This is a genomic window from Convivina intestini (genome assembly GCF_003096575.1).
Classification (GTDB): Bacteria; Bacillota; Bacilli; order Lactobacillales; family Lactobacillaceae; genus Convivina; species Convivina intestini.
Map to the genome: position 1 here is coordinate 81,332 of NZ_QEKT01000002.1, position 13,959 is coordinate 95,290.

Annotated in this window: 18 protein-coding genes; 6 read left to right on the forward strand and 12 right to left on the reverse strand. The window is 40.3% G+C overall.

Annotation, left to right across the window (positions count from 1 at the left end):
- The first annotated feature begins 151 nt into the window (after nucleotides 1-151).
- A complete protein-coding gene (locus C7384_RS02475; protein ID WP_089938302.1) occupies nucleotides 152-676 on the forward strand; it encodes a class I SAM-dependent methyltransferase in 525 nt (174 codons plus the stop codon).
- A 53-nt stretch (nucleotides 677-729) separates the two neighbouring features.
- Complete coding sequence (locus C7384_RS08320) at nucleotides 730-861, forward strand: hypothetical protein (protein WP_276329403.1); 132 nt, start codon at nucleotides 730-732, stop codon at nucleotides 859-861.
- Between the two features lie 87 nt (nucleotides 862-948).
- Here the strand turns inward: C7384_RS08320 and tuf are convergent, their stop codons facing one another.
- From tuf to C7384_RS02520, 9 genes are all read right to left on the reverse strand, one after another.
- On the reverse strand, nucleotides 949-2,136 hold the full coding sequence (gene tuf / locus C7384_RS02480; protein WP_089938300.1) for an elongation factor Tu: 1,188 nt from the start codon (nucleotides 2,134-2,136) through the stop codon (nucleotides 949-951).
- 173 nt (nucleotides 2,137-2,309) lie between these two features.
- Nucleotides 2,310-3,230, reverse strand: coding sequence for a hypothetical protein (locus tag C7384_RS02485; protein WP_089938298.1), 921 nt, complete (start codon nucleotides 3,228-3,230; stop codon nucleotides 2,310-2,312).
- Nucleotides 3,231-3,246: 16 nt separating this feature from the next.
- Nucleotides 3,247-5,052 carry a ribonuclease J gene (locus C7384_RS02490; RefSeq protein WP_089938296.1) on the reverse strand — a complete coding sequence of 602 codons (1,806 nt, stop codon included), beginning with the start codon at nucleotides 5,050-5,052 and terminating at the stop codon, nucleotides 3,247-3,249.
- A 189-nt stretch (nucleotides 5,053-5,241) separates the two neighbouring features.
- A complete protein-coding gene (gene rplT, locus C7384_RS02495) occupies nucleotides 5,242-5,661 on the reverse strand; it encodes a 50S ribosomal protein L20 (RefSeq protein ID WP_089938294.1) in 420 nt (139 codons plus the stop codon).
- Between the two features lie 42 nt (nucleotides 5,662-5,703).
- Nucleotides 5,704-5,901 (reverse strand): 50S ribosomal protein L35, encoded by a 198-nt coding sequence (gene rpmI / locus C7384_RS02500; RefSeq protein ID WP_089938292.1) that lies wholly within the window; start codon nucleotides 5,899-5,901, stop codon nucleotides 5,704-5,706.
- A gap of 60 nt (nucleotides 5,902-5,961) precedes the next feature.
- Nucleotides 5,962-6,489, reverse strand: coding sequence for a translation initiation factor IF-3 (gene infC / locus C7384_RS02505; protein ID WP_243400708.1), 528 nt, complete (start codon nucleotides 6,487-6,489; stop codon nucleotides 5,962-5,964).
- 171 nt (nucleotides 6,490-6,660) lie between these two features.
- Entirely contained in the window at nucleotides 6,661-7,299 is a 639-nt protein-coding gene (locus C7384_RS02510; RefSeq protein WP_089938290.1) for a DUF1361 domain-containing protein, read from the reverse strand.
- Between the two features lie 61 nt (nucleotides 7,300-7,360).
- Entirely contained in the window at nucleotides 7,361-8,140 is a 780-nt protein-coding gene (locus C7384_RS02515; protein ID WP_089938288.1) for an ABC transporter permease, read from the reverse strand.
- The gene (locus C7384_RS02520; protein ID WP_089938286.1) at nucleotides 8,133-8,759 is read right to left on the reverse strand and encodes an ABC transporter ATP-binding protein; all 627 of its coding nucleotides are present in this window, start codon (nucleotides 8,757-8,759) and stop codon (nucleotides 8,133-8,135) included. Before C7384_RS02520 ends, C7384_RS02515 begins: the two co-directional genes overlap by 8 nt.
- Nucleotides 8,760-8,932: 173 nt before the next feature.
- On the opposite strand from C7384_RS02520, the gene rpmF reads away from it, so the two are divergent.
- The 4 genes from rpmF (at nucleotide 8,933) to mscL (ending at nucleotide 11,824) form a co-directional block, all read left to right on the forward strand.
- On the forward strand, nucleotides 8,933-9,106 hold the full coding sequence (gene rpmF / locus C7384_RS02525; protein ID WP_089938284.1) for a 50S ribosomal protein L32: 174 nt from the start codon (nucleotides 8,933-8,935) through the stop codon (nucleotides 9,104-9,106).
- Between the two features lie 63 nt (nucleotides 9,107-9,169).
- On the forward strand, nucleotides 9,170-9,604 hold the full coding sequence (locus C7384_RS02530; RefSeq protein WP_089938282.1) for a hypothetical protein: 435 nt from the start codon (nucleotides 9,170-9,172) through the stop codon (nucleotides 9,602-9,604).
- Nucleotides 9,605-9,716: 112 nt separating this feature from the next.
- Entirely contained in the window at nucleotides 9,717-11,411 is a 1,695-nt protein-coding gene (locus C7384_RS02535; protein WP_089938281.1) for an NFACT RNA binding domain-containing protein, read from the forward strand.
- A 29-nt stretch (nucleotides 11,412-11,440) separates the two neighbouring features.
- Nucleotides 11,441-11,824 carry a large conductance mechanosensitive channel protein MscL gene (mscL, locus tag C7384_RS02540; protein WP_089938279.1) on the forward strand — a complete coding sequence of 128 codons (384 nt, stop codon included), beginning with the start codon at nucleotides 11,441-11,443 and terminating at the stop codon, nucleotides 11,822-11,824.
- A gap of 35 nt (nucleotides 11,825-11,859) precedes the next feature.
- Here the strand turns inward: mscL and C7384_RS02545 are convergent, their stop codons facing one another.
- From C7384_RS02545 to C7384_RS02555, 3 genes are read right to left on the reverse strand one after another with little or no spacing between them, the layout of a single operon-like run.
- Nucleotides 11,860-12,489 carry a deoxynucleoside kinase gene (locus tag C7384_RS02545; protein ID WP_089938277.1) on the reverse strand — a complete coding sequence of 210 codons (630 nt, stop codon included), beginning with the start codon at nucleotides 12,487-12,489 and terminating at the stop codon, nucleotides 11,860-11,862.
- Nucleotides 12,490-12,525: 36 nt separating this feature from the next.
- Complete coding sequence (gene ruvA, locus C7384_RS02550; RefSeq protein ID WP_089938274.1) at nucleotides 12,526-13,128, reverse strand: Holliday junction branch migration protein RuvA; 603 nt, start codon at nucleotides 13,126-13,128, stop codon at nucleotides 12,526-12,528.
- A gap of 58 nt (nucleotides 13,129-13,186) precedes the next feature.
- Nucleotides 13,187-13,954 carry a class A sortase gene (locus C7384_RS02555; RefSeq protein WP_089938272.1) on the reverse strand — a complete coding sequence of 256 codons (768 nt, stop codon included), beginning with the start codon at nucleotides 13,952-13,954 and terminating at the stop codon, nucleotides 13,187-13,189.
- Between the last annotated feature and the right edge of the window lie 5 nt (nucleotides 13,955-13,959).

Genomic DNA, 13,959 nt, shown 5'->3' on the forward strand with positions numbered 1-13,959 from the left:
CACCAAGCCACTTGATAGGCTTTCATCGCCGCCTATTTGCTGTTGACCATTGCTAAGCTACTAGTGTTGAAATGTGCTCCCATTATAACATAAAGCGCCTTAAATCCGATATAATCTAAGAAGGAATACTAGCTAAAATAAAGAGGAAATCATGATCTTAAATAGTAATACTTTTTGTCATCAAATGATTGAAGACCAAGTTCAGGTCGGTGATTTAGTCATCGATGCTACGACAGGCAATGGCAATAACACCCGCTTTTTGGCTAGTCGTGTTGGCTCAGAAGGAGTTGTTTTTAGTTATCATCAATCTCAGCAGGCCGCCAATGACACCGCGGCTTCTCTGCTACTAACTGGCCTTAATGAGCGGGTTATTGTTTACAACAGTTCGTTTGCTAGTCAAGCCCAGGCCCCCGAGCATTTTAAAAAGCAGCGAGCTAGTTTAGCTATCTTTGATTACTCCAGTGATGCCGATAATCAAAACCAGCTCGAAATTAATCACCTCAATGGCATTCAAAGAGCTTTAAACTTGCTAAAACATCAAGGGCTCCTATTAGTTAAATTTAATACTGTTCCCAACGACTGGGAGGCGTTTATAGATAGCCTTTTTGCTGAAGATTATCAACAAGCTCGTTACCAAACCAATGAAATAACGACTTTTTTGATTGAGCGAATTTAAGTTGATTTAACCTGTCATGATATAATTAATATCAATAATGAAGGAGGTTTGACATGGCCAAAATTGTAAACCGTGAAGAACGAATGAGTAGCCCGATTGATGATTTAATTCAATTACCAGACCAAGCCCCAGCGGATACCAAATCCACCCGGGATGCTGCTTTAGGCAATAAAAAAACTAAATAAATCTGCTAAGAGAGCGACCAAATGGTCGCTCTTTTTATTCACAGACAAAGAAAAAAGCATTCCGTTGGAATGCTTTTTTGAAGGATATTAACCTTCGATTTCAGTAACAGTTCCGGCACCAACAGTGTGGCCACCTTCACGAACAGTAAACTTCAATCCCTTTTCAATGGCAACAGGAGCAATCAATTCAACATCGAAAGTCACTTGGTCACCAGGCATAACCATTTCTACGCCTTCAGGCAATTCCACAACACCAGTAACATCAGTTGTGTGGAAGTAGAACTGTGGACGGTAGTTAGTGAAGAATGGAGTATGACGTCCACCTTCTTCCTTAGTCAAAACATAAACTTCGGCCTTGAACTTCTTGTGAGTCTTGATTGAGCCAGGAGCAGCCAAAACTTGACCACGCTCAACTTCATTACGATCAACACCACGAAGCAAAGCACCGATGTTATCACCAGCTTGAGCTTCTTCCAAAGTCTTACGGAACATTTCGATTCCAGTAACAGTAGTCTTTGTAACTTCAGGCTTCAAACCAACGATTTCAACTTCAGTACCAGTAGTCAAAACACCACGGTCAACACGACCAGATGCAACAGTACCACGACCAGTGATAGTGAAGACATCTTCGACAGGCATCAAGAATGGCTTGTCATCTTCACGGGCTGGAGTTGGGATGTATTCATCGACAGCATCCATCAATTCCATGATAACCTTTTCTTGCTCTGGATCACCTTCAAGAGCCTTCAAAGCTGAACCCTTGATAACAGGGATATCGTCACCTGGGAAATCATATTCAGACAACAATTCACGAACTTCCATCTCAACCAAGTCAACCAATTCTTCATCGTCAACAAGGTCAGTCTTGTTCAAGAAGACAACCAAATGTTCAACACCAACCTGGCGAGCCAACAAGATGTGCTCACGAGTCTGTGGCATAGGACCATCAGTTGCGGCAACAACAAGGATAGCACCGTCCATTTGAGCGGCACCAGTGATCATGTTCTTAACGTAATCCGCGTGACCAGGGGCATCGATGTGGGCGTAGTGACGCTTGTCAGTCTCATACTCGATGTGAGAAGTGTTAATAGTGATTCCACGTTCCTTTTCTTCAGGAGCGTTATCGATTTCAGCGAAATCAGTGGCAACACCACCGTCTTTTTCAGCCAATACCTTTGAGATAGCGGCAGTCAAAGTAGTCTTTCCGTGATCGACGTGTCCAATAGTACCAATGTTAACGTGGGGCTTGTTACGAACGTAAGTTTCCTTAGCCAATTTAGTTTCCTCCAATTTTTATTTTTCCAGTAAACTGAAAAAATCGTATAACTATATTTTACAACGCAAGCAGCTTAAACACAAGCTATCTTTACGTTTTTATGGCATCTGAGCCGAGCTTTATTATACTAAGTTCCCTCTCAATTGTAAATAAATATATTCTCGACAATTGATTAAGTGAAAAGCTGGTCTAATAATTGATTAACTTTTTGATGAATTTGTGCTTGTGAAGCGGATTCTAAGCTACTTTGTTGCTGTTGGTAGTGCTGAATGTCAGCTTGAGCCCAGGCCTTTGGATCAGTGATACTGGCTGTTATTTTTGGAAACAACATCGAGACTTCTAGTCGAACTTGTTCTAATAGCGTCTGGAAGGCAATCGGGTCTTGATTGGCCATTTGTTCATGAAGTACGGCTTTAACTGCTTGATAAGCTTGACTATCCAGAGGTAAGTTCACTTGCTCTAGATTGACTTCATACTTCTCATCATCGATCCAATAGTAGCTGACTGTCTCCTCCAGGCCTAATTTCTTTAAATCAACCAAGAGACTCGCCCGCATGACAGGTGAACAAAAAGGGTCCAAGAGTAGATATCGGGCGCCAGCTTGGAACAGCTTGACCGGTAATTGGTAAGCCTCCTGGTACCGCTGTTCTTGACTGATTAAATCATAATCACTGAGATGATAAAAATGCCGCGCTACCGTTTGAAAGGTTGTCCCCATGGTTTCTTGCGCATCATCTTCGGCTGCTCGAATCTCACTTACTAGCTCTTGTTGCTGCTTTTCATCAGTAACTAACAGGGCTAATTGCTGGGCATAGACAAACTCTTGGTTTTGTACTGCCAAACTAATTAGTAATTGTTGCAAATCATCATCAACTAAATAATCATCTAAATAGTCAGCAGCAATATCAAAAGCAAGCCGATACTGTTCATTCATAAAGAGTGCTACAACTAAGCGATAGTTAACTTCAAAAGTATTTAAACTTTCGTACAATTCGGACCAAATCAAAGCAGCTTTAGCCCAATCGTCCTGACGATTAGCTGCTAGTCCTTGATCCCAGAGTGATTTAAGTTGATCAGGTAAATTTTCTGTCACGCTATCTCCTTAATAATTACTGTGGAGCAGTTTCTTTGTTTTCTTGGTGATCCTTTTTAACAGCTACTTTTTTGGGGTTATTATTTTTCTTGTTAGGATGAGTGTTCTTTTTATTATTAGCGCTAGTTTTATGCTTAGGACGGCGGTTCTGGTTAACTTCCATTACCACTGGCATAATCATTGGCCGGCGACGGGTTTCGTTGAAAAGATAACGGGATAATCCTTCTCGTACACTTCCCTTTAATTCGTTCCAGTCAAAGTCCTTAACATTAGCCAAATAATCTTCAATCCGCTCCACGGTAATGTTGGAAGCTTCCTTCATCAGGTCGCGATTAGCCTTAACAAAGACAAAACCACGGGAAGTTAACTTAGGCTTAGAAACAACCTTGCGCTTTTTACGATCAATTGTAACAACTGAAACAAAAACACCATCTTCTGACAGGATACGCCGATCTCGCAACACTAAATTACCAATATCGCTAACACCAGAACCATCAATCATGGTATCGCCAACAGTAAAGGAACCCTCCAGCACAAATTGTCCATTATTCCATTGATACTGATCACCCTTTTGAGCCATTAAAATATGATCAGCTGGAATCTTAACCCCTTCGGCCGCTTGTTGTGCAGTAACCATCACCCGGTATTCACCTTGAACCGGAATGAAATACTGTGGGCGAATGAAGTTCAACATTAACTGCAAATCATCGTAGGAAGCATGTCCACTCGAACGCAAATCCGAGCTAATTAACTTAACATCTGCTCCCCGTTGGAACAACATATTACGTGTATGAGCAACATAGGATTCCATGGCAAAGGCCGGGGTCGTGGTGATGAAAACAAAATCACCATCACCAATGTTAATATGACGGTCTTCCCCACTGGCCATCCGATTAAGATGCTTAATTGGTTCGCCCATCCGGCCGGTTTCTAAAATAACGGTTTGTTCAGCCGGTACCTTACTCATGTTTTTAATATTAGTAAAAAGTTGGTTTTGAGGGATAGGTAGATGTAACTTTCCCAATTCCAATGCCGTTTTAACGACACTTTCGATATCATTACCAGATAAAATTAAGCGACGCTTTGTAGCCGCTGTAGCATCAATGACCTGCTGAATCCGTTGGATATTAGAAGCTACGGCTGCAACAATAATCCGTTTTCCCTTGTTTTCCACAAAGGTATCGTGCACGTATTGATGAATTTCACGTTCACTAGCAGTCGGGCCACTATCTTCAGTACCAGCTGCATCACCTAGCAAGGCCAAGACCGGCTTAGAGCCAATTTCGACTAGACGGCGATAATCAGTCTGATAGGCTGGTTCAGCCGTCTGATCAAATTTAAAGTCACCAGTATAAACCACCTGACCATACTCAGTTTCCAAGACAATTCCCATTGATTCAGGAATTGAATGGGTCGTGTTAAAGAAAGAAACCTTAACGTCGTTAAAGTCAATCTCGGTTTTAGCATTAACGATATGATAATCGTCATAATCAGCTAATTCCTTGGTATCTTGAATAGCTAACTTAGCTAAGGCCATGGTCATTTTTGAACCAAAAATTGGTACATTAACCTGCTGCAAGAAATATGGTAAAGCACCAATGGCATCGGCATGCCCGTGACTCAAAAAGATTCCGGCGATTTGATCCTGGTGGTTTAATAAATACTCAAAATCAGGAATAACAACATCGATTCCTAATTGTTCACTTTCCGGATACTTTAATCCGGCATCTAAAATAAAAATCTTATCGTGTACGGTAACTGCATACATATTCTTACCGTTTTCACGCACGCCCCCGAAGGGAATAATACTTAAATTGGTCATAATCCATCCTTTACATACTGAAATTTAATATTAATAATTTGACTTGGATGGGCTTCGTTAAGTACGCTAACTGGCCCTTAAATCTTGTCTCGAATTACAATTGATACTATTTTATCATATTTCAGTAGTTGTTGGCAGGTATACAACCTTTGGACACAAAAAAAGCCCCCGAATGGGGACTTAATCAAATTAACGCTCAACCTTAACAGTTGTTTCTGTTGTAGCAGCAGTGCGCTCTTGAACCAAAACTTGATCCTTAGCAAGTGCAGCCTTAGCTTGATCAGCAATCTTACCAAAAGTTTCAAAATCAGAAACTGCTAAATCAGCCAACATTTTACGGTTCAATTCAACACCAGCAAGAGTCAAACCATGCATCAACTTTGAGTATGACAAACCGTTCATCCGAGCGGCTGCGTTGATACGAGCAATCCATAACTTACGGAAGTTACGCTTGCGGTTCTTACGATCGCGGAAAGCGTATAGGTATGACTTGTATACCTGTTGCTTAGCAACCTTATAGTTGATGCGACGTTGTCCACGGTAACCCTTGGCCAACTTAATAAACTTTTTACGACGTGCGCGTGAAACTGTACCACCCTTAACTCGCATGGGTATTCCTCCTAGAAATTTTAAATTCGATTAACCCTAAAATTAGAGTGTACTCAACAACTTAGCGTAAGTCTTTACGGTTGTCTTATTCATCATCCGCGTACCACGCAATTGGCGACGTTGCTTCTTTGTCTTACCATGGAAACGGTGAGATGTGTAGGCTGAAGCGGACTTAAATCCACCATTAACAGTCTTCTTAAAGCGCTTTGCAGAAGCGCGGTGTGTCTTCATCTTTGGCATGTGGACCAATCTCCTATCGTTTTGTGCTAGCTCGAGCAGTGCTCAAATTAGTTACTAGTATCACTTAGCCTTCCGAGGGGCCAAAACCAAAAACATTTGGCGACCATCCATCTTGGCACGTTGCTCAACCTTGGCAATGTCGTCTAATTCTTCGGCCATTCGTTCAAGAACTTCCCGTCCAATATCTTGGTGGGTAATCATCCGACCACGAAAACGTAAATTAAGCTTAACTTTGTTACCCTTTTCAAGGAACTTGATTGCAGCTTTTTTACGTGTCTCAAAATCACCAGAATCAATTACGGGTGACATACGGACTTCTTTGACTTGAACAATCTTTTGATTCTTACGTTGTTCTTTTTGTCGCTTTTGCGACTCAAACTTGGCCTTACCCCAGTCCATAATCTTAGCAACTGGTGGATTACCATTAGCTTGAACCAAAACCAAATCTTGCCCTTGGTCGTCAGCAATCTTTTGAGCATCGCGAGTGGACATTTCCTCTTGCTTACCATCATTGATGAGTAAAACACGGGGTGCCCGAATGTTGTCGTTGACTAAATCAACTTGTCTTGGTTGACGTGCTATAGCCAGATACCTCCAAAATAATTTTTGTGAACAAAGAAAAAGTAGATGAAACAATTGTTCCACCCACTCCACATTGGCATACCTTCCGGTATAACTTGTATCTGCCAAGCAACGTATTTATCACTTGGCGAGAAGCGGGTGCTTCTACTTGTTCAACGCCTTCAATACTACTACGAATCAGTCTAACTTGTCAAGCGTTAAGTTTGTTAGTAGCTGTCCACCATAATGATAAACAATTAGTAAGGCAAACTGAACCCCGGCAAACAAAACCACAAAGGTTAGCATATGGGAACCCAATGAATTCTGTACACTTTGCCAAACAAAGTCAGCTCTAGTAAAGACATCCCAAGAATTAAGTCGTAGAAAACGTCCCAAATAAATACCTAAGGCAGATATCAGCGACAAGGCCATCATAAATAATAATTTCAAGAAGTCTTTATTAGGATCAAAAAAGCGCCGAATAATAATCTCTAGACTCAAAACCCCCAGGGTTACGCCAATAAAAATCCCAGCTGCTAATACCGAATAATTAAAATACTGATAACGCACATCAATGGCAGTACTGATGTATTGCAGATGAATAAAGTCCGTAATCATGTACATGGTGTTGGGGAAAAATAGTAACCACAAGATGCCAGCTAGCATAGCAAAAATTGGCTTTGAATGCGCTGCTATGAGGGCAAAATCAAGCGGCAACAGTGCCAAAAAGACATTCCAAATTAAAAATGTAAAATGGGTCGGTGTAAAGAAAACAAATAACATAAATAGAAAAACAACTAGGTGAATAATGACAATATTTTTAACGTTATGACCCATACAACACTCTCTCAATCTAATTAGCTTGCTACTGACAAGCATTCATTCCTAATTTTAACATCTATTTATCCTTAGGCAACTGTAGTACCCAATTTTCATCAAAGAAACGTTTATAAGCTGCATAACTAGCATACACGCTAGACAAAGCCGTGGAAGATAAAATCATAAAGGTTACCATAATTTGGTATTTAATGGCCAGAACCGGTTCAACTCCAGCCATGATTAATCCCGACATCATCCCTGGCAAAGAAACTAACCCAAGGGTTTTAATTGAGTCAATGGTTGGCTGCATACCAAACTTAATGGCCTGTTTGATGATATCCCCACTGGCTTCTTTAGGGTTAGCTCCTAGGGCCAAACGTTCAAAAACCTGATTTTTTTGATCGGTATACATTTGTCCCAAGCTACGGTAAACCAAACCAACGGCAATCATGGCGTTATTCATCACCATTCCTGTAACCGGTACTAATTGCCAAGGAACGGGTTTAATAGCGCCCGTTAGCACTAGCAATAACATGGTCGTACCACCACCAAGTAACAGGGCAACAAAAGAAATCCGCAGGGAATGTGAAATTCCCCGCGCTCTTTTTTCACCATTATATGAGGCATTAAATAAAATAAAGGCCATCATGGTAATCGTCAAAACTAGATTATTGACATGGAAAACAAAGCGTAGCAGATACCCCACCACAATTAGTTGCACAATGGCTCGAGCGACACTAATTAAGGTTTCTTTTTCCAGTCCTAATTTTTGTTGATATGAGATAACTAAGGAAATCACCACCATCACAAAGGCTAGTCCCAATGAAAGATTGGAAATTTCAACAGTTTTATTAATCATCTAATTTCCCTCCAATTACCTGCAAAGTTTTTTTAGCACTTTGAATTTCTTGTTGGTCATGCGTCACACTTAAAATCGCAAAATGATTTTTACCCTGTTCTTCATTAATAAAGCGCCAAACAACCTGTTTCGTTGTTTCATCTAAACCGGTGGTAATTTCATCTAACAAGAGCACCTTGGGTGGGAAAATTAAATTACGTAAAACCGCTACTCGCTGACGTTGTCCACCCGACAAATCAGCAACTTGCTTATCTAAAAAAGTTGCATCCAAATCAACCGCTGCTAACATAGTCTTTTGTAAGTCCTCATCAATGGCCTTTTGTCGGACATTAAAAGGTAAATCTAAATTATCTCGCACAGTTTGGCCAAATAAATTGGCACTTTGAACCGCATAAGAAACCAACTGTCGATACCGATCAATTGGATAGCTGATGGCTGGTTTACCTAATAAATCGATTTGACCACTAGCATGATCTTCTAAACGAGCTAGGGCTTTAAGAAGTGTGCTTTTCCCACTTCCCGATGGTCCAAAAATTGTGACCGTCTCATCTTGATCAACAGTCAAATTAATATTGCTTAAAATATTGCTGACCGATAAATTTTGGACAGTTAATAACATATCTTCCTCCGTTGTTCTAATTCTCAATAAAACATATTTTATCAAATTAACCTGATTAATCACTTGATTAATTCCGAAAAATGCGGTTAGCTTTATTTTCTTTGGTTGACAGTGACGGCCTTTTTTTGTAAACTAAAAAAGTTGATAATTCTGAAGCGAAAGGAGGTGCCTTCATGGCTACCCCATCAAACAAAAATTCTAAGTCACATAAGCGTAACCGTCGTGGACACATCGGTTTGAACGTTCCAAACATCGTTTTGGACCAAACAACTGGTGAATACCGCGTCTCTCACCGTGTCTCACCATCAGGTGCATACAACGGTAAGCAAGTTACTGAAAATAAGTAATTCATGACAAATCCCCACTGTTTAAGGTGGGTTTTTTGTTGTAAGAAAAGGAGTTTATCACGCATGGGTCAAAAAAAATCCAAGAATAGCGGCATCCCCAATGAATATTTCTTTCAAAAACCTTGGTTTTGGATGCTACTCGTTTTAATTGGCTTGATTGTTGCCAGTGTGTTTGCTTTTAATACCTTCCGTCATCAAAAAGCAACCATTACGGCTAACAATGCTGCGCGCTCCAGCTTAGCCAACAAAGATGAAAAACAACAATTAAACGATAATGCCAAGTATTTTGGTAAGTTGTCGGTTCAAGATTTACAAGCTCAACCACAAAAATATTTACAACAGCAAGGTAACGAAAATGCAACCCTTTATGTTTGGCGGGTTGACAGTGCGACTACCTTAGTTCGGGTCGATACCAATGATGGTCAGGTTACGATTTATCAATATGATTCTGATCCTGAAAAGATGATGAAAAATCAGCTCTTCCAAACTTCTAAATAATGAATTGATTAACGGTGCCTCGGCATCGTTTTTTAATTTAATAAGAAAATACTTCCCTTACCAGCTTTAGTATATAATTAATAGCGATTGTGATATCTAGAAAGGAATGCCTATGCCCCTTGATGGTCTCTTTACCCACGCCCTCGTGCATGAACTTCAACCTACTTTAGTTGGGGGTCGAATTACTAAGGTTCACCAACCCTACCCCAACGAAATTATTTTAGTCATTCGGCAGGGTGGAAAAAATTATCCCCTCTTACTTAGTGCCCACCCGGCCTTTGCTCGGATGCAAATCACCAAAATTCCTTACGAAAATCCCCAAACTGCACCAGCCTTTGCGATGTTTTTACGACGCAATCTTGAAGGTGCGCGGTTAACTGGCATTGAACAGGTTAATAATGATCGAATTGTGAATTTGCTAGTTCAGACATTTGATGAACTGGGGGACCGCCAAACCCTTTCGCTAACCTTAGAAATGATGGGACGACACTCCAATTTATTTTTGATTCGACAAAAAGACCAACGAATTTTGGAATTAATTAAGCATGTACCGGCTGATCAAAATCGAGTGCGGTCCCTTTTTCCAGGAGCAACTTATCAATTTCCACCCGCTCAAAATAAAATAAATCCCTTTAAACAAGACTTTGCCCAGTTAGCGCCGATGATTTTAGACCAGGAACCAAGCCAATGGCCTAAAATCATCATGTCCACCTATGAAGGGGTCAGTCGGCAGTCAGCCGAATCCTTAGCTTTAGCTATTGAAAATGCTGATGATTCTCTGGCCGGTGCTCAAAATTGGCTAGCCCAATTTGATCATTTACAACCCACTTTACTTCGAGCCCCTAATGGTGAATTAAGCTTTGCGGCTTTTGACTGGCCTAGCCCCATCACAGATCGTCAAACATTTGATTCCCTGGGAGAACTTTTGGATGCCTACTACTTAGGTAAGGCGGAACGGGAACGAGTTAACCAACAAGCCGGCTCCTTGGTACGTTTGGTAAAAAATGAGCTGAAAAAAAATCATAATAAATTAAAAAAGCTCAACCAAACCTTATTAGATAGTCAAAATGCCGACCAATACAAGGTGATGGGCGATTTATTAATTACCTATCCTCATTTAGTCCAAAAAGGAATGCAATCAGTTCAAATTGAAAATTATTACGATAATAATGCCTTGTTGACAATTCCGCTCGATCCACGTCTAGATGGTTTAAAAAACGCCGAAAAATACTTCCGCAAGTACCGAAAACTGCGAACTGCTAAGGACTTTGTTGACCAGCAAATTATCTTAACCCAGGCCGAGGTCGATTATTTTGACCAAATTACCGCTCAACTAGCGGTTGCCTCGCCTAAAGATGTCGCTGATATCAAGCTGGAGCTGATCCATGGTGGCTATCTACGGACTAAGGGTAAGAATAAACAAAAGCCTAAAGTTTCACAACCAGATCAATTTACTGCCAGTGATGGTACCTTAATCGAAGTGGGTAAGAACAATTTACAAAATGAACGGTTATCCTTGAAAAAAGCCAATCGCTCCTATATTTGGCTCCATGTTCAAAATATCCCCGGTTCCCACGTTATTATTCATAGTAATGCGCCCAGTGAACAAACCCTACAAGAAGCGGCCGAATTAGCAGCCTATTATAGCAAGGCCCGTGATTCAGCCAATGTGGCGGTTGACTATCTGCCAGCTGGTAAATTACGAAAGCCCAATGGAGCTAAGCCTGGTTATGTCATTTTTGAGGGACAGCAAACCCTCTATGTCACACCAACAAGCCAAGTAATTAATCAATTAAAAACTAAATAAACATCCAGTCATCAAGAAAGGAAGTAACCATGCATAATTTTCTAACAGAATTTAAAGCCTTTATCAATCGCGGTAATATTATTGATTTGGCGATTGGGGTCATTATTGGTGGTGCCTTCACGGGCTTAGTAAAATCAATCACCAGTAATTTGATTAATCCTTTGATTGGTCTGTTCACGGGCAAATCATCGAGTTTAAGTAATCTTAAATTAGTGGTAAATAAAAACCTAGTCTTCACCTATGGTGAATTTTTAAATGATTTAATTAACTTCTTAATCACCGCCTTGGTGGTCTTCATCTTAGTGAAATTTATCAGCCGCTTTTTGGTCAAGCCAGAACCTAAAAAAACACAACCAGATCCACAATTGGCAGTTTTGCAAGAAATTAAAACCTTACTAGAAAAAAATAACTAAAAAGGAATTCCTACTGAGTAGGAATTCCTTTTTAGTTAACGCTTGGCCAAAGCAGCATCAATTTGATCTAAAATAATTTTTTGATTTTCAACTTTTTCTAAATCGTATTTTTGCAAATCAACTTTAATTTTAGGTGAGATATCATAGTCTTCAAACCATTGCTGATAAGCCTGCCACATCTTGAAATAGTAATCTTTTAAGGCGTCATTATTATCAAATTGCTCATAATCCCGCCCCCGCTTCTTGATTCGATACAAGATCGTTTCAAAATCAGTCTGCGCATAAACCAGCAAATCGGGGGCTTTTTTTGGTAACTGCTTTAATTCATCCATCATGTGGCCCATAAGATCATGATAAACGGCCATTTCCATATCTGTAATATTACCGTCTTTGTGGTTTTCTTCGGTAAAAAGCTCATCTTCATAGATTGAACGATCCAAAACATTATTGTCATCAACCAAGGCTTTTTTAATCATATCAAAGCGTCGGTTCAAAAAGAAAATTTGGAGTAAAAAGCCATACTGCTTAGGGTCAGAATAATAAAGTGGCAAAACTGGATTGTCCCCCACCGGCTCGTAGAATGCCTGACTGCCCAGATGGTCGGCAATCAGACCTGTTAATGTGGTTTTACCAACCCCAATCATCCCTGCTGTAATAATCACCATGTATTCCTCCCTTTTTCACATTATGCAATTTGTTGCTTAAGACTTTACTAATAAGTTTAACGCTAAAGCAATATAATCTTGCGTACTAGTCAAGTTAGCGGCTAATAACTGCTTTTTAATCCGATTAATATCTCGACTACTATAGCCCAAGGTTAGTAAGGCTTCCAGCGCATCTTCCAAAGCACCAGTGGCATCTGGTTGACCAGCTGGCTGAATATCTAAGGTTTGATTTTCGGCAATTAAGTCGTCTAATTTACCCTTCAAATCTAAAATAATTTGCTGAGCAGTTTTTTTACCGATTCCGGGAAACTGCACTAAGTAGTCAACATTATCCTGAGCCACCGCACTGGCTAGACCAGTTACCGCCCCACCAGCAATAATGGCCAGTGCACTTTTAGGACCGATACCTGAGACCCCCAAGAGTTTATTAAACAAAATTTTTTCACTCTCTTGGCTAAAGCCATAGAGACTAATTTCGTTTTCACGAACAATTTGTTGGACATAAACACGACTTTGCTGTCCCTCTTCAAAATGATAGGGATTACCGACAAAGAGATAATAACCGATGCCATCTTTGCTTTCAAGAACAATATGACTCGGCCGGACCATACTGATTAGGCCCTGGAGATATTCATACATTTTTAACCTCATCACTTAGATTATGTAATAGAAAAAGGCAACCTGCGTTGCCATTCACTTAAGGGGTAATATTAGTTTTATGCTTACTGGTATCAAACTTACTTACTAACTTACTTGGGGCTGATTGCCAACTATCAAAGTCGGTATACTGGGCGTTAGTAATAATTCGATAATCGGTATTGGGAAAGAGACAGGTGATAATTGTCAACTTAGCCTTATTATTCAAACGAGCATCGACATCCAAAACGGAAACATCATTTTGATCAACGGTGGTTTGATTTTTAACCGTATAAGTATAAATTCCCTTGGCATTGGCGAGATAAATTTGTTTGCCATTTAACCAATCGCTACCACCCATTTTACCATCTACCAGGTAGGGTGCGTCTTGGTTAATATGTTGTTGCATGGCTGAAAAACCAGTATAACCATTATCCCAGTTATGGGCCGCCAAGGTGTAATTTCCCTCACCCATAGTTGGTACAGGTGTTCCTTTATTAGCCGTGTTAGCCCCCAAATCAAGGGCCGCCAAACTATAGGCATTATCATAAACGGGCATCAGGATGCTTAAATTGGGCATGGCTACAAAACCTTGCTTATTTAAATTAGCACCCTTTTGGTCATCTTTCATGACTGCCTGAGCAATTTTATCTCGCTGACTTTTACTAAGGGAATTATTATCGCCAGTCGTTGTCAATTGTTTTGAAAATTGCTTGACTGGACTCATGGCTGGCTGATGTTCAACCCAAATACCAGCGCAAACCAAGGCCACAACTAGTAAAAGCAGAGCAATTATCCAGCGTAACCATTTGCTCATAAACTTTTTCATTCATC